Genomic DNA, 22,329 nt, shown 5'->3' with positions numbered 1-22,329 from the left:
TGGTCTGGATATACTAATGTTATGTCCTCGCCAATATGGATCTATTTATGCCTAAAGGTACTACCGATTTACCGGTCGATCCTTTCCGCGATCGCGAAGCGTTAAACTACGAAAACCCGATTCCAAGCCGTGAAATGTTGCTGGAAGTGATTCGTGGGTTTAGTACGCCTGTGAGCCGCGACCAACTATTTACTGAGTTGAAATTGGAAGGGGATGACCACTATGAAGGTCTTCGTCGCCGTTTACGTGCGATGGAGCGAGATGGTCAACTTATATTTACTCGCCGCCAGTGCTATGCCTTGCCTGAGCGTCTTGATTTGATCAAAGGCTATGTTATCGGCCACCGTGATGGCTTCGGGTTTATCCGCCCTGAAGGCAGTGTTGGTAAAGATGACGACTTACTGCTGCCTAACCACCAAATGCGTGGTGTGTTGCACGGTGACTACATTTTGGCTCAGGCTGACGGCGTTGATAAGCGTGGTCGTCGTGAAGGCCGTGTAGTTCGTGTATTACAAGAACGCACAGGCCAAATTGTGGGCCGCTTCTTTGTTGAAGATGGTATGGGGTATGTGGTTCCTGATGACTCGCGTATTGCGCAAGATATTGTGATCCCACAAGACAATCGCATGGGCGCCCGTATGGGTAATGTGGTTGTGGTTGAAATCAGTCAACGTGCCACACGCCAATACAATGCTGTGGGTAAAGTCGTTGAAGTACTTGGTGAGAATATGGCACCGGGTATGGAGATTGAAATTGCTTTGCGTACGCATGACATTCCCCATGAATGGCCACAAGAGGTCGAGAAGCAGATCGAAGGCTTGGGCGAGCATGTGCCAGAAGAAGCCAAACAAGGCCGTGTTGATTTACGCGACTTACCGTTAGTAACCATTGATGGCGAAGACGCGCGTGACTTCGATGATGCGGTTTTCTGTGAGCGTAAAAAGTCTGGTGGCTGGCGATTATGGGTCGCGATTGCGGATGTGAGTCACTATGTTCGTCAGGGTTCTGCGCTGGATAAAGAAGCGATTAACCGTGGCAACTCGGTGTACTTCCCATCGCAAGTGATCCCTATGCTGCCTGAAGTGTTATCGAATGGCCTGTGTTCGCTTAACCCGCAAGTTGATCGCTTATGTATGGTGTGTGAGATGACTATCTCAGATACAGGTAAGCTATCGGGTTACAAACATTACGAAGCGGTAATGAATTCACATGCGCGCCTGACTTACACCAAAGTGAGTAAGATGCTGGATGGGGATGAAGTGCTACGTGAACGTTATCAGCCGCTAGTCCCTCATCTTGAAGAGCTGTTTGCGATGTACAAAACGATCAAAAAGTCACGTGAAGAACGTGGTGCGATCGAATTTGAAACTATCGAAACCCAGTTTATCTTCAATGCTGATCGCAAGATCGACCGTATTGTGCCAGCAGAGCGTAATGAAGCGCACAAGATCATCGAAGAATGTATGATCATGGCGAACGTTGCGTCGGCACGTTTTGTTGAAAAAGCCAAAGAGCCAGCGCTGTACCGTGTGCATGATAGCCCAGGTGAAGAGCGCCTAACGGGTTTCCGTGACTTCTTGGGTGAGTTGAGCTTAAATTTATCAGGTGGCCTTGCGCCGTCACCGAGCGATTACGCGGCATTAGCAGCAATGATCCAAGATCGTCCTGATAAAGAACTGATCCAAACCATGCTGCTACGTTCAATGAAGCAGGCGGTTTATCAGGGGGATAATATTGGTCACTTTGGCTTGGCGCTGAAGCAATACGCGCACTTTACTTCGCCAATCCGTCGCTACCCAGATTTAACCCTGCACCGTGGCATCAAGTATCTGATTGCCAAGCAGAACGGTACTAATACCGATCGCTGGACGCCGACAGGCGGTTACCATTATTCATTCGATGACATCGATGTACTGGGCGAGCAATGTTCGACCACCGAACGCCGTGCCGATGATGCAACCCGTGATGTGGCTGACTGGCTTAAATGTGAGTACATGCAAGATCATCTGGGTGATGAGTTTGACGGTGTGATTGCTAATGTTACAGGCTTTGGTTTCTTTGTTCGTCTGACAGAATTGAACATCGACGGCCTGGTGCATATTTCAAATCTCGCGAATGATTACTACCAGTTTGATCCTATCGGCCAGCGTTTAGTGGGTGATAGTTCTGGGCAAATATATCGTTTAGGCGATAGCGTGAAAGTGAAAGTCGCGGCAATTAATCTAAATGATCGTCAGATTGATTTTGATATTGTAGGCTCGTCACGTAAAGCACGTGGTGCGGGTAAAACGGCGAAAACCCGAGAAAAGCAACAGCGTATGCGTAAAGCACAAGGCCTTCAGCGTCAGAACCTGAAGTCTTATCGCGTGGAAGGTGGTGAAGCGCAGGCGACAGCTGAGCAAGAACACCGTGCTAAATCGAAAAAAGATCGTTCGTCAGTACGTCAAAAGCTAAAAGCGGGTGCGATCCCTAAAGAAGATGGCGATAAAAAGCCGAAGGGACGCAAAAGCGACGATACTAAACCGAAAACGAAAAGCAGAAAGAAACCATCGACTGCTGCTCGTAAAAAGAAAAAGCAACGCGCGGGCAAAGCTGAACGCGCCGCAAAGAAGAACTAAGTAATGAGTAATGAAATGATTTTCGGCATTCATGCCGTCAAAGCTGTATTAGCGTCTGATCCTGCACGGTTTATTGAAGTTTTCGTACTGAAAGGCCGTGAAGACGACCGCCTACAACCAGTATTAGATGAACTCAATATGCTAGGGATCACCGTTCAGCAAGCGGGCCGTAAAGCATTGGATGACAAAGCAAAGGGTGCGTCTCATCAGGGTGTGATTGCACGTGTTAAAGCGGGCAAGCAATACAACGAAAATGACCTAGATGCGATTCTAGCGGGTAAAGAAAACCCATTGTTGTTGGTACTTGATGGTGTGACAGATCCTCACAATCTTGGTGCATGTCTGCGTAATGCTGATGCGGCTGGTGCGGTAGCGGTTATCGTACCGAAAGATCGTTCAGCGCAGCTAAATGGTACCGCTTCTAAAGTGGCGTGTGGTGCCGCTGAAGTTGTGCCATTAGTGCGTGTCACTAACCTTGCCCGTACGTTACGTGCGCTTCAAGAGCTTGGTGTATGGGTGGTAGGCACCGCAGGTGAAGCCACACATGACGTGTACCAAAGTAAGCTAACAGGACCATTGGCGATTGTTATGGGGGCTGAAGGCGATGGTATGCGCCGCCTAACGCGTGAGACCTGTGATGATTTAATTAAGATCCCTATGGCTGGAACGGTTTCAAGCTTGAATGTTTCGGTTGCGACTGGCATTTGTTTGTTTGAAGCTGTGCGTCAACGCCAAGGCTAATCATGTGTCGTTAGCGCGGTTATCCGCTATAACTCGCAGCAAAAATGCTCATGGAAGGGTTGCTATTACAGCAACCCTTTTTATTTGCTGGTATTTACGGGAATGGATGTAAAAAGCCTTGCGAAAATTGTCCATTCTCTATACTATTCTGCCTCCAAATTCTCGGTTCTTTTTTAGTTCCTTGCTTCCTCTGGATAACCGAGCCAATTCAGGAAGCTGATTAATCCGTAAGGAGCAACCAATGCGTCATTACGAAATCGTATTCATGGTGCACCCTGATCAAAGCGAACAGGTTGCTGGCATGATCGAGCGTTACACTGGTTCAATCAAAGATTCTGGTGGTCAAATTCACCGTCTAGAAGATTGGGGTCGTCGTCAAATGGCTTACCCAATCAACAAACTGCACAAAGCACACTACGTTCTTATGAACGTTGAAGCTGAGCAGTCTGTAATTGACGAGCTTGAGTCTAGCTTCCGTTTCAACGATGCAGTGATCCGTAACATGATCATGCGTGCGAAAAACGCTGTTACTGAGCCATCTCCAATGATGAAGGCTAAAGAAGAGCGTACAGAGCGTTTCTCTAAGCGTGACGAGCGTTCAGAAGCTCCAGCAGAAGCTCCAGCGAAAGCTGAAGGTGAAGCAGCAGCTGAGTAATTTGTAAATGACCAATCGTCTGGTGTTGTCTGGCGTTATCGCCAAAGAGCCCAAACGAAGCCAATCCCCGGCAGGTGTTCCTCATTGTCACTTTGTGCTTGAGCATCGTTCCTACCAACGGGAAGCTGATTTACCTCGCCAAGTGTATTGTTACATTAACGTGGTAGTTAGCGGCAAAGGTTTACAAGCACTCACTCAAGATTTAGCTGTTGGCAGTTCTATTAAGGCATCGGGATTCATCTCGTACCAAACCGGCCGTAATGGCATCGGTAAATTAGTATTACATGCTGACCACATTGAAATAAATTGTTCAGGAGATTAGCCCATGGCACGTTTCTTCCGTCGTCGTAAATTCTGCCGTTTCACTGCAGAAGACGTACAAGAGATCGACTACAAAGACGTAGTTACTCTAAAAAACTACATTACTGAAGCTGGTAAAATTGTACCTAGCCGTATCACTGGTACTCGCGCTAAATACCAACGTCAGCTAGCTCGCGCTATCAAGCGTTCTCGTTACCTAGCACTTCTACCATACACAGACAAGCATCTGTAATCGGTAGCGGTTAAATTAAGTTTAAGAGGACATAGATAATGCAAGTTATTCTACTTGATAAAATCGGTAACCTAGGTGGCCTTGGCGACCAAGTTAACGTTAAATCTGGCTACGCTCGTAACTTCCTTATCCCACAGGGTAAAGCAGTTATGGCAACTAAAGCTAACGTTGAAATGTTTGAAACTCGCCGTGCTGAGCTAGAAGCTAAAGTTGCTGAGCAACTAGCTGCGTCTCAAACACGTGCAGACAAACTAAGCGCTCTAGAAGCAGTTGTTATCGCTTCTAAAGCTGGTGACGAAGGTAAACTATTCGGTTCTATCGGTACTCGTGACATCGCTGACGCTATCACAGCGGCAGGTGTTGCAGTAGCGAAGAGCGAAGTTCGTCTACCTGAAGGCGCGCTACGTACTACTGGTGAATTCGAAGTTAGCATCCAGCTACACTCTGAAGTATTCGCTACAATTAACCTAAACGTTGTAGCTGAAGCTTAATAACGTTTTGTGTTAATTAAAAAACCAGCCTTAGGGCTGGTTTTTTTATGCCTGCGATTTGAGTGCTTAGATTCAAATGCTTAATGAGGCGTATTGTTTTAAATTTTGAACAGCAATGTCATGGTCAGGGTAGAGTCACGCTTTTTCAGTCCATCAGGGACCCATGTATTGTATTTCTGTGTATTACTGACTTTAATCGCAATATGTTCGGTGATCGAACTTGTTAGGTTAACCTCACCTTCTAGGGTACTGTTGCTGTTACCCCCAATCCCCGTAATACGCGTATTGATCTCCACCGTTTTTGTCGGCTTCCATGTAAACTTGGTGCTACCACGAATAATGATTTCTTGTACCGTTTCCGGCACCACGATGTCATCGTCATCGATTTCATCAAAGTTAGGATCTTGAAAACGGTAGCCGGGGCCAGCTTCGATTTCCATTTGGAATGTTTCTCGACGGATTAACTGGTAACCCAGACCCGTCGCTAGCGTGAAATCATTAAAATATGGGCCATAACGATCGTTGGTGTAGTTGGCATTACCCAAGATATAGGCACGCTCATTGATCTTCATATCGCTTTGCAGCTCGAGCTGACCTTTACGTTTATCTTCTTTTTCGTTTTTGGTCGCCAGTAAATACTTGGCCTCTGCCGTATTACGAAATTGATTTTTTACGTAGGTTAGCCCGATGCGGCTATTCAATGATTGAGAATCCGAGTTACCTGACAGTGATTGATAACCCAGCTCTATTTCGGTTTTTAGTGGTGAAGGGGGCGCTTGAGTCTCTTCTTCCTCAGCATAGGCGGTGCTGGTGGCAAGCAGTAGTGCAGCGAACAGGTATTTAGCCAAGCATCCTCCTACAGGTGTCTAAATGGAAAGAAAGCGGTCAGTGTACCGCAATAATGTCAACTTTTGGTCAGGAATTCTGTGGTGAATATCGATTAGAATTAAAAAGCGCATAATAGAGAATGACTACCGAGTTCTAATGAGTTTTTCACTACTAAACCATGAATGAGGTATACTATCAGGCTACGTTTTTAGTAAGTACGCGATCCCTATGGCAGAGAAAAGTAAACCGAATAATCAACGAGATACCCAAGTGGATGCCATTAAAATGCCTCCACACTCATTGGAAGCAGAGCAGTCAGTTTTAGGTGGCTTATTGCTTGATAATGAAAAATGGGACTCAGTTGCCGAAAAAATCTTGGCGAGTGACTTCTACAGTCGTCCCCATCGTATTATTTTCGAGTCGGTCACGGCTTTGCTGGAAGGTGGTAAGCCGCTGGATTTGATCACCCTTTCTGAGCAGCTTGAACAAGCCGATCAGCTTGAAGATGTTGGCGGTTTTGCGTACTTAGCCGAATTGGCAAAGAATACACCGTCGGCAGCCAATATTGCTGCTTATACCGACATCGTACGTGAGCGTGCGATGATCCGCGGTATGATCGGTGTAGCAAACGAAATCGCGGATGCAGGTTATGATCCACAAGGCCGAACCAGTGAAGATCTGCTGGATATGGCTGAAAGTAAAGTTTTCGCGATCGCAGAACAACGCACCTCGGAAAATGAAGGCCCTCAGAATGTTGATACGATACTAGAAAAAACGCTAGAACGTATCGAGCTTTTATACCAAACCCCACAAGATGGTGTGACAGGTGTAACGACTGGCTTTACCGATCTCAATAAGAAAACCGCAGGCTTACAAGGGTCAGATTTGATTATTGTCGCAGCCCGTCCATCTATGGGTAAAACCACCTTTGCGATGAACTTGTGTGAAAACGCCGCGATGGATCAAGAAAAGCCCGTCCTGATTTTCTCGTTAGAGATGCCCGCTGAACAAATCATGATGCGTATGCTGGCCTCACTTTCTCGGGTGGACCAAACCAAGATCCGTACCGGTCAGCTTGATGATGAAGATTGGGCCCGAATTTCTTCAACCATGGGTATCCTCATGGAGAAGAAAAACATGTATATCGATGACAGCTCGGGTCTGACACCGACAGAAGTACGCTCTCGTGCACGTCGTATTGCCCGTGACCATGGTGGTCTGAGTATGATCATGGTCGACTACTTACAGTTAATGCGTGTGCCGGGCTTGCAAGATAACCGTACCTTAGAGATTTCAGAGATTTCACGCTCATTGAAAGCCTTGGCAAAAGAACTGAACGTTCCTGTTGTTGCCTTGTCTCAGCTAAACCGTTCCTTGGAGCAACGAGCAGATAAACGCCCGATTAACTCGGACTTACGTGAATCTGGAGCGATCGAGCAGGATGCCGACTTAATTATGTTTATCTACCGTGATGAGGTGTATCACGAAGAAAGTGCACTAAAAGGCATTGCGGAAATCATTATTGGTAAGCAACGTAATGGTCCTATCGGCTCGGTACGTTTAACTTTCCAAGGGCAGTTTTCACGTTTTGATAATTACGCAGGCCCTGCGTTTGACGAAGAATAATAACCACATCACTAGGAACTCGCGATGAAAGCGGCTACCGCCTATATCAGTACCGACGCGCTGCAGCACAATATTGCGCAACTGCGCCAAAAAGCCCCGAACAGTAAGATGTTGGCGGTGGTCAAAGCAAACGCTTATGGCCACGGTCTTTTACCTGTCGCACAACACTTGGCTGATGTTGATGGGTTTGGTGTTGCGCGGATTGAAGAAGCGCTCACATTGCGAGCCGGTGGTGTTGTTAAGCCTATTTTATTGCTGGAAGGGTTTTACAGTGCCGCGGATTTACCGGTATTAGTGACCAATAATATCCACACCGTGGTGCATAGTGTTGAGCAACTGACGGCACTTGAAGAGGCTGAGCTTGAAACCCCTGTAGTGGTATGGCTAAAAATTGATAGCGGCATGCACCGCCTTGGTGTACGCCCCGAGCAATTTACCGATTTTGTGACGCGTTTACATGCCTGCAAGAACGTTGCTAAACCGTTGCGCTATATGAGTCACTTTGGCTGTGCCGATGACTCTACTAGCCCAGTGACAGCCGAGCAATTAGATACCTTTTTAAGCCTAACGGCAGGTTGTGCGGGTGAGCGTTCACTTGCTGCTTCTGCGGGGATATTAGCTTGGCCTGATAGTCAGCTTGAGTGGATTCGTCCTGGGATCATTATGTACGGTGTCTCGCCATTTACTGAACCTGAACGTAATGCAGATGCCTTTTCCATGAAGCCCGTTATGACCCTCACCTCATCGCTGATTGCGGTACGAGAGGTGAAAAAAGGGGAAGCGGTTGGTTATGGTGGCACTTGGGTAAGCCAGCGAGACACTAAAGTAGGTGTTATTGCTATCGGCTATGGTGATGGTTATCCCCGTTCAGCGCCAAACGGTACCCCAGTATTAGTCAACGGCCGTATTGTGCCTATGGCTGGGCGAGTATCAATGGACATGCTAACGGTTGATCTTGGCCCTGAATGTAATGATAAAGTAGGTGATGAAGCGATTTTGTGGGGGCAAGGATTACCTGCTGAAATCGTCGCGGAATATGTCGAAACGATTGCGTACGAGCTCGTTACCAAGTTAACCCCGCGTGTGGCTATGGCCTATACCTAGTTTGTTAGATCGACAATAGAATGGATGATTTTTGAAAAAGTTAGCTACCTCTTTCAGTATTTTGTTAGCTGCAAGTTTGAACTCGGCAATGGCGACCGAGCAAACATGGCCTGAATACGAACCTGACACGAATGTTGTCCCTTTTGCTTTTTCGACGGACTCCATGGGGGTATCCGTTGGTGTCGCTGGCTTGATTAAAGGTGCGGGTCAACCTCAGGCTGCAGTCATTGGTGCTGGCTTGATGAGTGATAAAGGCACTTGGATATCCTACTTTGGTGCCAGTAACTATGCGTTATCAGCGGAGAGCCGTTGGCTTTTTGGCTTAGAGCTATTTTCAGCATCTTATAAGCAGTTTGAATACTTTGTTGGTGAGGGGACCTCGAATGACTCCTCGTTTGATGATGCGATTATTGCTGATGCACGCGAAGACGAACATCGGCTAAAGGCGCGTTACATCCTGCCTATCGGTGCTGCTAAATCGAATGGCTTAATGGCTGCATTACGCCCTAATCGCCCTGTGACGGGGTCTGTGCCTTGGGAAAGCGGGGTTACATCGATCGAGTTTCGTCCATTCTACAAGAGTCGACGCTTTGCCAACGCCTCACTCTTCCCCAAACAGCCGAAGGCCAATAATAGCGATGAAGTGTATGGTTTAGAGACGCGTCTTGATTGGGATAATCGAGATAACAGCCGTAATCCTACTGAAGGCAGCCGTAGCCAGTTCACGTTAACCGTTGATCCTGGTAGCTCAGATCGTGCCAGTTGGGCAACGTGGGAAGCAAGCCAGAGCTGGTTCTGGGATATCGGTTCTTTAGGAGAGCTTCTTGACCAGCAAGTGTTTGCTTTTAATATCTATACGGCTGATACCCCAACTTGGAATCAAACGGAAACCATTAACGGTCAAGAAACCTATAATCGCCCGCCAGAATTTGCCGCAAATAGCTTAGGGGGGTTATATCGCCTGCGTAGCTTCCAAAGTAATCGTTATGTTGGCCGTTCAGCAATGAGTTATAGCATGGAGTACCGTGTGCTACCGGATTGGCAGCCTCTTGGCGATTGGCCTATTTTCAATTGGTATGACGTGCCGTGGTGGCAATGGGTTGCGTTTGCCGATGTGGGGCGTGTCGCAGACGAATATAATTTAGTTGAGCTGCATAAAGACATGAAGTGGAGTGCGGGCGGTGCTGTGCGCTTCCAAGTCGAAGGGATTGTGGTTCGCACTGAAATGGCGTGGGGGAGCGAAGAAAGTATATTCCGCGTGATGGTAAACCAGCCCTTCTAGCCCATCTCTGCTGATTGTCAGCGGTGAGAATAACAGTAAAAGCGAGCCATAGAGCTCGCTTTTTTTATTGCCCTTGGATTGTGATAATCAAAGTACGTTGGCCACCATGGTCACGATGCTCGCCTAAGTAAATACCTTGCCACGTGCCTAGTGCGAAACGTCCCTGACGGATAGGCAAAGTAATACTATTTCCCAGTAAAGAAGCTTTAATATGCGCTGGCATATCATCATCACCTTCGTAGGTATGTTGATAATACGGTGCACGTTCAGGGACGAAGCGATCAAAGTGGGCTTCCATATCCATGCGAACCGTCGGATCGGCATTTTCATTAATGGTTAGACTGGCTGAGGTGTGTTGAATAAAAATATGTGCCAAACCAACGGTCATCGATGATAATTCTGTAAGTTGTTGCTCAATTTCAGCGGTGACTAAATGAAAGCCGCGTGACTGAGCGGGCAGTTGGATGACTTTTTGGAACCACATAATACTTGCCTTCCTTGTTAAGCTCTGGTGCAATCAGCGCTAGGTTAATGGTCAACTTGTTTCATTTAATAGCATTGATAAGTCTTAAATTTCGTGACCTGACGCAATGCAGCTCGCTATACCTTAGCGTCATAATTGACGAAACGTTGTAATATTACATCAAGATAGTCATGAACAAGACTACAGATTTATAACATTCTACTTATCGGGGGTCCATTAGTGAGCAATACCGATTAACTAATGGATTAAACATAAAAAAATCAGGAATTTTCACCATGTTGAAAAACATCAACCCAACTCAAACGCCTGCGTGGCAAGCACTGACGGCGCACTTTGAACAAGCGCAAGACTTACAACTCAGTGAACTGTTCGCCAATGATAGCGAGCGTTTTACTAAGTTTTCTGCAGAATTTGGCTCAGATATTCTGTTGGACTATTCAAAGAACTTAATCACAGAAGAAACGCTAGCTAAGCTGTTCGATCTTGCTGAACAAACTGAACTAAAAGCTGCGATTGCAGAGCTATTCAGTGGTGAAAAGATCAACCAAACGGAAGATCGTGCGGTACTGCATGCAGCACTACGTAACCGTAGCAATACGCCGATCATGGTTGATGGCAAAGATGTAATGCCAGGTGTAAATGCCGTTCTGGACAAGATGCAGGCTTTTACAGTACGTATCGTGGATGGCGAGTGGAAAGGTTACACGGGTAAAGAAATTACCGACGTGGTGAACATTGGTATCGGTGGTTCAGACTTAGGTCCATATATGGTGGCAGAAGCCCTTGCGCCGTACAAAACACGCTTGAACATGCATTTTGTATCGAACGTTGATGGCACACACATTGCTGAAACCTTAAAAGGCCTAAACCCTGAAACGACACTATTTCTGATTGCGTCTAAAACATTCACTACGCAAGAAACCATGACTAATGCACACTCAGCGCGTGATTGGTTCCTTGCGACAGCACAAGACTCAGCACACGTTGCTAAGCACTTTGCTGCGCTTTCAACAAATGCTACCTCGGTAGCTGAGTTCGGTATTGATACCGACAACATGTTTGAATTCTGGGATTGGGTTGGTGGTCGTTACTCGCTATGTTCAGCGATTGGTTTATCTATTTCGCTAGCGGTTGGCTTTGATAACTTTGTTGAGCTACTTGAAGGTGCTCATGCTATGGATAAGCACTTTGCAGAAACACCTGCAGAGCAAAATATCCCAGTGATCTTGGCGTTAATTGGTATTTGGTACAACAACTTCCACGGCGCAGAGTCAGAAGCCATCCTACCTTACGATCAGTACATGCACCGTTTCGCAGCGTACTTCCAACAAGGTAACATGGAATCGAATGGTAAGTGTGTCGATCGTGGCGGTAACCCTGTTGACTACCAAACTGGCCCTATCATTTGGGGTGAGCCGGGAACGAACGGTCAACATGCTTTCTACCAGTTGATTCACCAAGGCACTAAGCTTATTCCTTGCGACTTTATTGCGCCCGCTATTAGCCACAACCCGATCAGCGATCACCATCCGAAACTAATGGCAAACTTCTTCGCGCAAACCGAAGCACTTGCATTTGGTAAGAGCAAAGAGCAAGTGGAAGCTGAATTTGTTGCTGCAGGTAAATCATTAGATGATGTGAAAGATCTTGTGTCATTCAAGGTGTTTGAAGGTAACCGTCCAACAAACTCAATTCTTGTTAAGCAAGTAACGCCACGCGTATTGGGCTCATTGATTGCAATGTACGAGCACAAAATCTTCGCACAAGGCGTTATCTGGAATATCTTTAGCTTCGATCAGTGGGGTGTTGAACTTGGTAAGCAGCTGGCAAACCAAATCCTACCTGAGCTAACCAGTGATGATGCAGTTGCAAGCCACGATAGCTCAACCAATGGTTTGATTAACCAATTTAAGTCATGGGCTAAATAAATAGTCTGACTTAAACTCGAATCAGTAACGAGAACGCGGCCACCATGGCCGCGTTTTTTATACCTGTTATTTTTCTTTACTGTGTTAACTATCAATTGAACGTCATTTTATTTGTTGTGTTGTACGAGCTTAAAATTGCTTATAATCGCGACTCACAAACACAATAAGAAATGGAATGTACGCTAAATCCTTGGTGATTAATGGTTTTTAGATTGAGTTCCAATCTTTGACTCGCCATTGTCGGCTTGGTAATCGTACATCGTAAACTTGTAGGTAATCATGGATATAAAGGACGATACGATGGATATGAAAACGCAGGTTGCAGGTAACCTGAAAAAGAAAGTTTCAGTACCTGTAGTCGCTGGCATATTAGGAACGGCAGCTGTTCTGGGGTTATTGAATAATTCAGTATTGATGACAGATGCAGGCTATACCTATGTACACCAGAATAACCTGACAGGTGAACTCGATGTGTTTAACGAACCTGGCATTCATTTTCGTATGCCGTTCTTATCGAAAATTACTAAATATGATCAAGTCATTACGGTATCGTACGGCAACACAACGGGTGAGGATTTTTATCAACGCTTACCGGCAATTCAAGCCCGCTTTGCCGATACTTATATTGGGAATATACCTGTCACCTTCCGCTTTAAGCTGTCGTTAAACCCTGATGCGGTAATAAAAATGCACCGTGAGTTTCGTAATAACAGCAATCTGATTGATGCGCTATTGGTAAAGAACGCACGAAATGTCACGGTTATTACGGCCACGCAATACACGGGTGAAGAATTTTTCCAAGGGGGATTGAACCAGTTCAAGACGCAACTTGGCGATCAGCTACGTGACGGCATTTACATGACAGAGCGTAAGCAGGTCGAAGTTGAGCAAATCGACTTGGCACCTGTGGGCGTAAACCAAGCGAATTCGAATAAGCTGCAACGTACCCAGCAGCTAGTCTGGAAAACGGTGCCTGTATTTGATGCTGAAGGTAATTTAAAACGCCAAGATAATCCTTTGCAGCAATACGGCATTGCAGTGACACAAGTGACGATTGGCGATCCATCGCCAGAAGAACAGTTAAATAAATTGTTGATGGATAAGAAGCGGTTAGTTGCCGATCGTATTCGTGCTATCCAAGAGCAAGAAACATCAAAAGCCCAAGCGGAAACCGAGCAGTTACGGAAAGAAATTCAACGCACCCGTGAAGTACAAGATGCACAGCGTAATAAAGAATTAGCGATTATTTCACAACAAAAAGAGGTTGAAATAGCCCGCCAGATTGCAGAGCGTGAGATTGTTGAAGTTGAAAAGAAAAAGCGTCTAGCTGAAGTTGATAAAGAGAAAGAGCTTGCTATCGCAGAAGCAAACCTTGCGATCCAAAAAGCCAATGCTTTGTCGGCAGAATATGAAGCGAAAGCCATCTTGGCCAAAGGGCGAGCTGAAGCTGTGGTACTCAAAGCGAAGTATGATGCCTACGGTGCAAACCGTGATGTTTACTTGGCTGAGCTAAACCGTGATGTTTCTACTGCACTATACAATAACTTGAAAAACTATCAGGTTGAGATGCCAAAGAATTATTTTGGCGGCGGTAATGGCAGTAAGTTAACCACTAATTTAGATGTGATCACAGGCTTTGGCGCATTAGGCATGTTGGATAAAACGCAAAAACTGACGGAAGAGAAGCAAAACTAGTGACATGTTCTTTGCTTAATATCGAGTGGTGTAAATCCAATATATCGGCGAAAGGTATAGGGTAAGTGTTTACTATAAGCTGGGATAAGATGATCGGTAGATATTAGGCATTATTAACCACCAGTCAGGGAAAACCTGACTGGTGTTATAATATCGTCGCAGCGGTAGGTGTCAGATTAATCGAAGCAGATCTCGATGAATGCTTTACCGTGTTCAGAATCAAATGGCATGATGATGATAGCGCCATCGCATTTGTGAGTAATGGTGTGACCACGGCCTGAAACAACTGCTGGGGTTGCCATGTCAAACTCATAGCCCTTATCAGATAAGATGCGTTTAGCACCACCTGTTACCATATTGGTAATTTCACCCACCATATCAGTCACTTCTTCATTGATACCGTTCGGACGTTCACCCAGCATTCGCTGCATGATTTCAAGTGCTAGTCCTTCATCAAAAGTAATCGACATCGACCCTTTTGTTGTTGGTCCAACCATACCAATCAAGCCAGAGACATCACCTCTAGCGACTTCATCTTTTTTTAAACGCGGCTTCTGCGGAGCAAGTTCCATAGATGCCATTGTTTTTAATACATTTAGCAATGATGCTAAGAAAGGGTTTACGAATTCTGCGCGCATAATGACGTTATTATTCTTTAATTAAAAGTTATTGCTGATCGCTCTGACAGTCTTTGCAAATACCGTGGCTTTCTACCACATGGTGAGCGATTTTAAACCCATGAGAATCAGCTTTAATACGTAATAATTTTGCCAGCTCTTCATCATGGCATTCATCTACTGAACCACATTCATCACAGATCAATAGCTGCGAACAATGCTCGGCATGGCCAAGCAAACAACAGGCAATATAGCTATTGGTCGACTCTACTTTATGAATGAAGCCTTGAGCCATCAGAAAGTCTAAAGCTCGATAAACTGTCGGTGGCTTCGCTTGTGGTTCTGTTACTTTGAGTAAATCTAGCAACTCATAGGCACTGATCGAGCGACGATGCTCAACAATAAGAACGAGAACTTTTAAACGTTGAGGCGTTAAGCGTACACCTCGTTGCTCGCAAAGTTGTTGTGCTTGAAGCAACAGTTGTGCTTGGTTTGCCATATAACCTCAAATAACAGCGGTAGGACCTCTAGTTTACCACAGCTAACAATAAAGGTATCTCTGAACGAAAAGTTCCTGATTGGAAGATGACGCTTTTTTGTGCTTCTGGTCACAAATTATTATCGCGAGTTACATGTATATAGCGTCCCCCTTTCGAGTTTTCTTTACCCCTCATAGTCGATTTCACTGAAATCATCGAGTAGATGCTCTGTCTATGAGCAATTATGAGAGATAAGAAGATGTACAGCTTTTATTGAATAAGTACGCTTTTTTATGAACGCTCAGTGAGTGCGCTTAAATGGTTTTCTTTAAGTTGTTGATTTATAAGTGTTTGGTCGGCTGTGCAGCTTTTGGGGTATTATGCTTAAAGAGCTGTAAAAGCTGTACGTGATATTTTTTATTGTTTAATTTCAATTGACTAGATAAGAATTAAAAATAACACCATGTTCTTTTATCTTAGCTAAATAGATCTGATAAATAAGGTTTGATGATCAAGCTTTGCAACCTGAGTGTGGAAAGCTATTGTTTCGTTGTACAGTAAAATGGCTAATGTTTCGCTTTAAGCTGATCTTGTTGTGCGCTTCCTCTTGCTGCTTTTCTTAACTTGTTGATTTTTATTGCTTATAAGTCCTGTGCAGCTTTTGGGCTATTATGTTCCAAAAGCTAATTTTGCTGTACATGACTAGGTGATGTTTTGTTTTTACTTTATTTTATTTGTTTCTTAACAGTGAGTTATGAGTTATTTTGATTGGCTTGCCATGTTGCTTTTGATTTTTTGATTTTTTGATTTTTTGATTTTTTGATTTTTTGATTTTTTGATTTTTTGATTTTTTGATTTTTTGATTTTTTGATTTTTTGAGTTTGCTGTGAGTGCTATTAGATAGGCCCTGATAAGGTGCAAATAAATCCAATTGGGAAACACCAATGAATAAGGTAGAATTCGTGGTCATTTTTCACTCTTAGTCTCTATATAGAGTGAAAACGTAATAATGGTGATTAACGAGGTAATCTAATGCCAAACAGTGCTGTTGCGAGTTGCGACGATTTACAAACAGAACTTACACGCCAGGAGGAGTTTCCTTCTTGTCGTTTCTCTGTCGCGCCTATGCTCGATTGGACTGACTTTTAGATTATCTCTAGCTTCTCAGTGATTAAGGGGTACTATAGGGGGACGGCTATAGTATTTTAGATAAAATATTTGATTTGACTCCCTCCCCATTTAAGTATAAAAACAGTTGCTCCTGTTAATTGTTTGTGATTTAGTATGAATTAAATTCAATTCAGCGAAATTCTAGGCTATTCTAGATATAAAACTTGTACAATACTTGTTCGGAACGGTACAATCACTGCCCAAATTTTTAGGCTTTTTGGTGAAGTGAAAAAATGGAAGATGAATTAAATTTCCTGTACCAGCGTGTATTTAAAGTTGCTAAGCATTTCTTAGATCAATCAAAACTATTTACTGTACAAGAGCTTAGTCAGCATAACGAACCAACTTACGAACAGTTTGCTGAATATGCGAACCTTATGGCTTCCACCATCGGGGCGATTGCTGAAGCTGGCGGTTGGGATGAAGAGCGAATTTCTCTTAATGCTCGTCAAGCCGCGCTACTGATGGAAAAAATGGCTTTATGCATTGCTAATCATGACCAAGATGGTCTAAAAGCTGCAGAGCATGATCTTGAAAAAATGAGTTTTGTTTAACGTCATCTATCGTTGCGCATCAAAAAAAGGGTATTAATATGAAAAATTGTAATGAGCTTTTAATTAGAAGGCTTATGAAAGAAGCACACTCTTACTTGGATAAGATGGAATCTCTACTTTCTTCTGTAGATAATCGACTAGCAGAAGATGCAAAAAAAGCCGCATAACAAAAAAAGGACTCATACTTGAGTCCTTTTTTGTGTCAAAAAGGTATAATTTAGCTATCACATCCGTTGCCCTGTCCAAACAACTTTCCCTATTACTTCAAAATCTTCAGCTTGAACATCTTTTTTACTAAGCTCCCACGGTTCGTAAGTACCATTATCGCTAACGACTTTTAATCCAGCTTTGGAGTATTGAAGGCGTTTTACCATTAAACGACTATCAAATCGAAATACATAGATTCCATCATCAGTAAATTCTTCGACTTTGTGTACCATCATAACACCGCCATGTTTCAACGTAGGGTGCATACTGTCACCTTTAATAGGCATTAAAAGTACACTATTTGGGGTTACGCCAATTTCTTTACGTAGATAGCCTTCACTGAAAATTATCGCAGATGACAGATCTTCTCTTTCAACGAGAACGCCATGACCAGCACTGACTTCTACTTCATAAAATGGTAATTCAACGTAGCCGTTAGGTGTTGCCATACTGCTATTTTGTGATATCTGTCGCGCTTTAATGAAAATGTCTTCAGGGATATGATCGCGGTGTTTCCAGTTTGAGATCGTCTTTGGGGATTTACCAAGAACCCTTGCTAGGTCTACGTTCTTAGCTGTATTTGTAAGTTGCTTTAACTCTCTTAGTTGTTCCTCAAAACTTCCCATGAGTCATTCTCCGTGTATATTTGGGGTTGCTTTACCTTTAAACTTCCCTAATAATTCCCCGTGTCGATTTTGAGGACTATTTAGGGTTGTTTGAGTTGCTCTAAATGTCCTTAAGTGTACTACATGGAGGATTTATGAATACACAATTTGCACTGCTTGCGCGTTACGGAACTCCCACTATTGAGCTGAAAGAGGTCTGTAAGGAATTTTTTGGCATTACACCTAAGACTGCTGAACAAAAAGCAAAGGCGTGTGATTTCCCCGTTCCTACCTTCAAATTGCGCGACTCAGAGCGCAGTCCCTCCCTAATCAAAATCGAAGATTTGGCGGCTTATATCGACCAGCGATATGAGCAAGCTAAAGCCGAATGGCAATCAGTGAATGCGTAAGGGGTTAATTATGAAAAAGACAGCTAAAGAACATTTCAAAACTATGTATAAGGCGGTTCGGCTAAACCGTATTCCTTCATCGATTGCACGTGCATCGTTAGATGCGAGTGAGGATTTTGGTCGTGTGTTTGCTGTTGAACTCGCGTGCGCTGCAAGAGAAGCCACTGACCCATGCTTTCAACAGCGTCTGCAGGATAGGCTTGCTCATTTCAAGTGTACTGGTGAGTTGGTTCCTAAGCACGCGAGGGTGTAGCCATGCCAGCCAAAGACTATGAATTCCCAAATGAAAAGCAGTGCTTAATCGGTTTGAAGAATATCAGCAAGATTCGCGGCGAAATGAAGCGAATCAAAGCTAAGAGAGACCGCAAGAAAATCCACACATTAGACCGTATTCGAATTAGAGCAAATCAACTGCAAGCAAGGGTTGTCCAGTAGTGAAAACATATAACCAAAACACAAAAAACTCTCTCAAAGCTTTGCCGCCATCTCTCCGTGTTGAGCTAGCGCAATACGTGGTTAAAAACCAACGTACAAATCCAGAGTTATGCGTGGTCACTGAGCAACGAGCTGATTATGGGTTACTAACGCCACGAGAGCAGGTGTTTGATTTTGCTAACCAAGTTAGGGCGCAATTCAAATTACCTGCGGATATTAAAACCTATCTTGATAAAGCTTCTGCTGCCCGCTTTCGTAAATACGGTTTTAAACGTGCAATTTCGTTTATTGAGTCTCGCGCTAAGGCTGCACATGCGGCCTTGGCGGTTTTACCTGAACCGTTTTGGTGTGTGAATACCGAGTATAAATGTGCGCGTCTTGCTGATGAGTTAGCAGGGCGCGCACGTATGCACTTGGATCTCGCAGTTAAAAAGGGGTTAAGCCCGCTTGATACGTTGCGTGAAATTAATGAGTTCACGGGGCTAGCCCTGTGGATGCCTCAGTTTGAGCCGAGCGAAGGGTGCGACGAAGAGGTTTATTTCAGCATTATTGTCAGAGCTATTGATGATTCAGTATGGAAACGGAGTATTCAAAAGCAAGTGGTTGCTGCATTTGAAAATGCCCGTCGAGCGGCGGGGATGGTCTCGGATAACACAAGTCCTTATGCCTCATATTCTGCTTGTCAGTGGTTGAAGGGACGCCAAGAAAAACAGCGTGAATGGCTTGAAATGATGGCGATTGAAAATGAAGACGGTGAGCAATTTAGCATGACTGATATTCATGATGCGTCAGTAGCAAACCCAGAAAACCGCCGTAACGAGTTAATGACCCGTATCGCTGGGTGTCAGGAATATGCAGACGAGCAAGATCATGTTGCAGTCTTTGTGACTATGACAGCAGCAGGTAAATACCATCGTTTGAAAAAGCGCGGCAAGTATTGGGTTGAAAACCCCAACTGGAACGGTCAGGGCACACAAGCGGCGCATGATTGGCTGTCTCTGTCTTGGCAGCGATTTCGTGGTGCTTCCGATAGAACAACGAAGACCCGAGAGCGCCTCACCTATTACGGGATGCGTGTTGTTGAGCCTCATATTGATGGTACTCCGCACTGGCACGCTGTCTTTTTTATGCCGTTTGAGCAAGTGTCACAGTTCACTGCCCTGATTCAGTTTTACCAGTTCCAACGTGACCGTGACGAACTGTTTTTTGATGATGGCAAGCCAAAAGCTAAGGCAATGCAAGCTCGTGTCAAAGTTGATGTTATTGACCGTAGCCAAGGTGATGCCGTGGCCTATATCGCGAAATATATCTCAAAGAATATTGATGGCTACGGCCTAGATGGCCTGTCAGATTTGGACTCTAAAAAGACCAAATTACTTGAAGTTGTTAACAACGTGACAGCGTGGGCGCGCTGTTTCAACTTTCGTCAATTCCAATTCCAGAAAACACCAAGCGTCACCGTGTGGCGAGAGCTACGTCGAATTGAAGGCGAACAGGAATACTCCCTGTTTGAGAGAGCCCGAAGAGCGGCTGACTTTGGTTTTTTCTCTGCGTATTTCGATTATATGGGCGGGCACAGAGTAAGTCAGCGTGAGCGTCCTATCACGTTATACAAAGAACCAACCGAAAACCGCTACGGTGAACCGACAGAGAAAGTCACTGGTGTTACTGGTGTTGGTATCACCGTTTTTACTCATGAGCATGAGTGGAAGATGGTCAAGCTGGATGCACCGCAGTCAGATGCGGGTGCTCTTGCTCTTTTAGGGGATGGGCATCCCCGTCCTTGGACTTGTGTCAATAACTGTACGCAAGGCAAACCACTAACGAAACAAGAGCGAATAGTCTCAAAATTCTTTCTTCACTTGGAGTTAGACAGAGGCCATGTCGAGTTATTTAGCACATAGGGTGAAAACAGTGTCAGCAGAATCGTTACAGAAAGCATCAGCAGAAATTACAAAAACTATCAGTGAGGCGGGCGAGTCATTTACTAATTCATTGATGGGTAAATCGTTCAAACCGTTGGTTAGTGCATTGCTTCGATATATCAAAATCACTAATCAGCGACTAACCAAACTAGAAGGGAATGCGAATGGACAATGAAACCGAAATCTTAGGGTATGTGGTGTGCCGTACTTGCTTAAACCCTAAATCTATTAAGCAAGGCAAAGGGAAACGAGCTGCTTTTGTTCATGGTCGTTGTGAATGTGGCCCTGATACCCGTACAGGCAAAGCAGCGCAAGTGGAAATGAAAGCATTTAAACCACTTGAAGAAGTGCAATCCGAAATTGAAGTGCTGAAAACGCCGAAATCGGAAGTCAATCAGGTTGTAAACGAAGTGGTATCTAAGCCAAATCAGGATACCGAATCAAAGCAAATGGGAACCGTTGCCTGTGTGGGTATAGGTGCGGTTATGGGGCTTGTGTTTGGCGGTTTAGTGAAAACATTAAAAATGGTGGCTTAAATGGAAAATGAACTTGAAGTAAATGAAATCGAAGTAAATGAAGATGCACATACAACGGAAGAAGAGGCGGCACTTCTTCAGCAACTCGGTGATGAACAAGATTTTGACCCAAGCACGGCAGATATTAAAGCTGCGGACAACTCGCTCGCATTAGCGCAAGGTGCGGCTTCTGTCATGGCTGTGCTTGGTGTGTCTGAGCAATTGCTTAAACAGTTCGGCCATAAAGATTTTGCGTTTGATTCATCGCAGGCCGAAAACGTAGCAAGTACAACCGCGCCCTTGTTTGTGAAATATGGTGGCGAACTGCCGCCGTGGTTAGCGCAGTACAAAGAGGAATTCTCTTTCGTTGTTGCGGCGGGGGCTTTGGGTTTCTCATCGTTCCAGCAAATTAGAATGTTAAAAGTTTCTGATGCCGCTAAGGATGTGACTCCTAGTGAGGATGAATCTGATGCTGTTACGAACGAATAATGCTGATTTCTATTTGTTGGATGGACGCCCTGCGCATTGTGATGGGCGATTAGTTATGTTGTTGAAGCAAAATGAGTTAAACGACATTATCGCAACAAAGTTAACAGAGGCGGAGGCATTGCAGCTAATTAGTGAGGCTGTTCCGTTTCAATGTGGCGTTGATTCTGTTGTGCCTTTGAAGGGGGAATTAAATGCAGCCAATTAACCCAAATAATGCCCTTAAGAATGGTCACGTATTTGCGGTTGGTATGAGTGGCAGTGGTAAAACCTCTGCCGCTAAAAAACTATTCATCAAATCTACCGACCAAGTGGCAATGTTTGACCCAATGGGGGATTACACTGGCAAGCTTGCAGGGCGAGTGGTGCGCGGTTATTCCAATATCAAAGAGTTCGCCGCGGCATTGATTGCGGGGCGCAAAACAAAGCAAGGTTTTAAGATTGCTTATCAGCCAACTCATGAAACCACATCTAAAGACTTTGATAAATTTTGTCAGGTTGTTTGGGCAATGGGAAATGGAAAACATACCAAACCATTAATGATTATTTGTGAAGAAGTGGCAGAGCACAGTGAAAACGCGGGTAAGGCTGTAGGCTATCACGGGAAAATATTGCGCTTAGGACGTAAGTTTAATTTGCATACTATCAACCTGTTTCAGCGTGGTCAGGAGGTATCGAAAACCATTATAGATAACTGCCAACGTGCTTGTGTGATGATGCAAAAGACCAAAGCAAGCGCAATGTATTTGGAAAAAATGACCGGAATCCCTGCTAGCGATATAGATAAACTCAATCCGCTTGAGTACCTGCTACAAGATGGGAAGGCGTTTAAAAAGGGAGTGATTCGATGGTGATTTGTGACTTGAGTCAAATTTAAACCAAACCTAAACCGAATAAGTATTAGGTTAGAAACCAAATAAA

27 protein-coding genes are annotated in these 22,329 nt (G+C 44.6%); 21 read left to right on the top strand and 6 right to left on the bottom strand.

Annotated features, from left to right (window positions below):
* The first annotated feature begins 47 nt into the window (after positions 1-47).
* From rnr to rplI, 6 genes are all read left to right on the top strand, one after another.
* A complete protein-coding gene (gene rnr, locus OCU77_RS15610; RefSeq protein WP_048900356.1) occupies positions 48-2,618 on the top strand; it encodes a ribonuclease R in 2,571 nt (856 codons plus the stop codon).
* Between the two features lie 3 nt (positions 2,619-2,621).
* Complete coding sequence (rlmB, locus tag OCU77_RS15605; protein WP_048900357.1) at positions 2,622-3,359, top strand: 23S rRNA (guanosine(2251)-2'-O)-methyltransferase RlmB; 738 nt, start codon at positions 2,622-2,624, stop codon at positions 3,357-3,359.
* Positions 3,360-3,600: 241 nt separating this feature from the next.
* A complete protein-coding gene (gene rpsF, locus OCU77_RS15600) occupies positions 3,601-4,014 on the top strand; it encodes a 30S ribosomal protein S6 (RefSeq protein ID WP_048900358.1) in 414 nt (137 codons plus the stop codon).
* Positions 4,015-4,021: 7 nt separating this feature from the next.
* Positions 4,022-4,336, top strand: coding sequence for a primosomal replication protein N (priB, locus tag OCU77_RS15595; RefSeq protein WP_048900359.1), 315 nt, complete (start codon positions 4,022-4,024; stop codon positions 4,334-4,336).
* 3 nt (positions 4,337-4,339) lie between these two features.
* Positions 4,340-4,567 (top strand): 30S ribosomal protein S18, encoded by a 228-nt coding sequence (gene rpsR / locus OCU77_RS15590; protein WP_006233798.1) that lies wholly within the window; start codon positions 4,340-4,342, stop codon positions 4,565-4,567.
* Positions 4,568-4,605: 38 nt separating this feature from the next.
* On the top strand, positions 4,606-5,058 hold the full coding sequence (gene rplI / locus OCU77_RS15585; RefSeq protein WP_048900360.1) for a 50S ribosomal protein L9: 453 nt from the start codon (positions 4,606-4,608) through the stop codon (positions 5,056-5,058).
* 98 nt (positions 5,059-5,156) lie between these two features.
* Here the strand turns inward: rplI and OCU77_RS15580 are convergent, their stop codons facing one another.
* Positions 5,157-5,906, bottom strand: a complete 750-nt coding sequence (locus OCU77_RS15580; RefSeq protein WP_107303156.1) for a DUF481 domain-containing protein — start codon at positions 5,904-5,906, stop codon at positions 5,157-5,159.
* A gap of 208 nt (positions 5,907-6,114) precedes the next feature.
* Here OCU77_RS15580 and OCU77_RS15575 point away from each other — a divergent pair, with 208 nt between their 5' ends.
* From OCU77_RS15575 to OCU77_RS15565, 3 genes are all read left to right on the top strand, one after another.
* Positions 6,115-7,512, top strand: coding sequence for a replicative DNA helicase (locus OCU77_RS15575; RefSeq protein ID WP_048900362.1), 1,398 nt, complete (start codon positions 6,115-6,117; stop codon positions 7,510-7,512).
* Positions 7,513-7,536: 24 nt separating this feature from the next.
* Complete coding sequence (gene alr / locus OCU77_RS15570) at positions 7,537-8,616, top strand: alanine racemase (RefSeq protein ID WP_048900363.1); 1,080 nt, start codon at positions 7,537-7,539, stop codon at positions 8,614-8,616.
* A gap of 88 nt (positions 8,617-8,704) precedes the next feature.
* A complete protein-coding gene (locus OCU77_RS15565; RefSeq protein ID WP_107303161.1) occupies positions 8,705-9,898 on the top strand; it encodes a BamA/TamA family outer membrane protein in 1,194 nt (397 codons plus the stop codon).
* 64 nt (positions 9,899-9,962) lie between these two features.
* Here the strand turns inward: OCU77_RS15565 and OCU77_RS15560 are convergent, their stop codons facing one another.
* Entirely contained in the window at positions 9,963-10,382 is a 420-nt protein-coding gene (locus tag OCU77_RS15560; RefSeq protein WP_048900365.1) for a secondary thiamine-phosphate synthase enzyme YjbQ, read from the bottom strand.
* A gap of 275 nt (positions 10,383-10,657) precedes the next feature.
* Here OCU77_RS15560 and pgi point away from each other — a divergent pair, with 275 nt between their 5' ends.
* Together pgi and OCU77_RS15550 are read left to right on the top strand one after the other, a co-directional pair.
* Positions 10,658-12,310: a glucose-6-phosphate isomerase gene (gene pgi, locus OCU77_RS15555; protein ID WP_048900366.1), complete on the top strand. Its 1,653-nt coding sequence runs from the start codon at positions 10,658-10,660 to the stop codon at positions 12,308-12,310.
* A gap of 300 nt (positions 12,311-12,610) precedes the next feature.
* Positions 12,611-14,005, top strand: coding sequence for an SPFH domain-containing protein (locus OCU77_RS15550; protein ID WP_084711875.1), 1,395 nt, complete (start codon positions 12,611-12,613; stop codon positions 14,003-14,005).
* A 176-nt stretch (positions 14,006-14,181) separates the two neighbouring features.
* On the opposite strand, the gene OCU77_RS15545 is transcribed toward OCU77_RS15550, so the two are convergent.
* The 3 genes from OCU77_RS15545 to OCU77_RS15535 form a co-directional block, all read right to left on the bottom strand.
* The gene (locus tag OCU77_RS15545) at positions 14,182-14,643 is read right to left on the bottom strand and encodes a chemotaxis protein CheX (RefSeq protein ID WP_048900367.1); all 462 of its coding nucleotides are present in this window, start codon (positions 14,641-14,643) and stop codon (positions 14,182-14,184) included.
* A 28-nt stretch (positions 14,644-14,671) separates the two neighbouring features.
* Positions 14,672-15,121 (bottom strand): zinc uptake transcriptional repressor Zur, encoded by a 450-nt coding sequence (gene zur, locus OCU77_RS15540; RefSeq protein WP_048900368.1) that lies wholly within the window; start codon positions 15,119-15,121, stop codon positions 14,672-14,674.
* A gap of 710 nt (positions 15,122-15,831) precedes the next feature.
* Entirely contained in the window at positions 15,832-16,071 is a 240-nt protein-coding gene (locus OCU77_RS15535) for a hypothetical protein (protein ID WP_107303155.1), read from the bottom strand.
* Between the two features lie 433 nt (positions 16,072-16,504).
* Between OCU77_RS15535 and OCU77_RS15530 the strand changes: the two genes are divergently transcribed.
* A complete protein-coding gene (locus OCU77_RS15530) occupies positions 16,505-16,825 on the top strand; it encodes a hypothetical protein (RefSeq protein WP_048900370.1) in 321 nt (106 codons plus the stop codon).
* 38 nt (positions 16,826-16,863) lie between these two features.
* Positions 16,864-16,992 carry a hypothetical protein gene (locus OCU77_RS15525; protein WP_261855993.1) on the top strand — a complete coding sequence of 43 codons (129 nt, stop codon included), beginning with the start codon at positions 16,864-16,866 and terminating at the stop codon, positions 16,990-16,992.
* Between the two features lie 57 nt (positions 16,993-17,049).
* Here the strand turns inward: OCU77_RS15525 and OCU77_RS15520 are convergent, their stop codons facing one another.
* Positions 17,050-17,658 carry a S24 family peptidase gene (locus OCU77_RS15520; protein WP_048900371.1) on the bottom strand — a complete coding sequence of 203 codons (609 nt, stop codon included), beginning with the start codon at positions 17,656-17,658 and terminating at the stop codon, positions 17,050-17,052.
* Between the two features lie 134 nt (positions 17,659-17,792).
* Between OCU77_RS15520 and OCU77_RS15515 the strand changes: the two genes are divergently transcribed.
* From OCU77_RS15515 to OCU77_RS15480, 8 genes are all read left to right on the top strand, one after another.
* Entirely contained in the window at positions 17,793-18,047 is a 255-nt protein-coding gene (locus OCU77_RS15515; RefSeq protein WP_048900372.1) for a pyocin activator PrtN family protein, read from the top strand.
* Positions 18,048-18,057: 10 nt separating this feature from the next.
* Positions 18,058-18,300, top strand: coding sequence for a hypothetical protein (locus tag OCU77_RS15510; RefSeq protein WP_144414933.1), 243 nt, complete (start codon positions 18,058-18,060; stop codon positions 18,298-18,300).
* 2 nt (positions 18,301-18,302) lie between these two features.
* Positions 18,303-18,482: a hypothetical protein gene (locus OCU77_RS15505; RefSeq protein WP_048900374.1), complete on the top strand. Its 180-nt coding sequence runs from the start codon at positions 18,303-18,305 to the stop codon at positions 18,480-18,482.
* Positions 18,482-20,386 carry a replication endonuclease gene (locus OCU77_RS15500; RefSeq protein ID WP_107303154.1) on the top strand — a complete coding sequence of 635 codons (1,905 nt, stop codon included), beginning with the start codon at positions 18,482-18,484 and terminating at the stop codon, positions 20,384-20,386. Before OCU77_RS15505 ends, OCU77_RS15500 begins: the two co-directional genes overlap by 1 nt.
* A gap of 185 nt (positions 20,387-20,571) precedes the next feature.
* Positions 20,572-20,943 (top strand): hypothetical protein, encoded by a 372-nt coding sequence (locus tag OCU77_RS15495; RefSeq protein ID WP_048900376.1) that lies wholly within the window; start codon positions 20,572-20,574, stop codon positions 20,941-20,943.
* Complete coding sequence (locus OCU77_RS15490) at positions 20,944-21,411, top strand: hypothetical protein (protein WP_048900377.1); 468 nt, start codon at positions 20,944-20,946, stop codon at positions 21,409-21,411. It abuts the gene before it with no gap.
* Positions 21,392-21,616, top strand: coding sequence for a hypothetical protein (locus tag OCU77_RS15485; RefSeq protein ID WP_048900378.1), 225 nt, complete (start codon positions 21,392-21,394; stop codon positions 21,614-21,616). Before OCU77_RS15490 ends, OCU77_RS15485 begins: the two co-directional genes overlap by 20 nt.
* Positions 21,603-22,262, top strand: a complete 660-nt coding sequence (locus OCU77_RS15480) for a type IV secretory system conjugative DNA transfer family protein (RefSeq protein ID WP_048900379.1) — start codon at positions 21,603-21,605, stop codon at positions 22,260-22,262. Before OCU77_RS15485 ends, OCU77_RS15480 begins: the two co-directional genes overlap by 14 nt.
* The last annotated feature ends 67 nt before the right edge of the window (positions 22,263-22,329 follow it).

Source organism: Photobacterium swingsii (genome assembly GCF_024346715.1).
In the GTDB taxonomy this organism is placed as follows: domain Bacteria; phylum Pseudomonadota; class Gammaproteobacteria; order Enterobacterales; family Vibrionaceae; genus Photobacterium; species Photobacterium swingsii.
The sequence above is the reverse complement of the archived record's forward strand: the minus strand, read 5'-3'. Positions and strand labels throughout refer to the sequence as shown.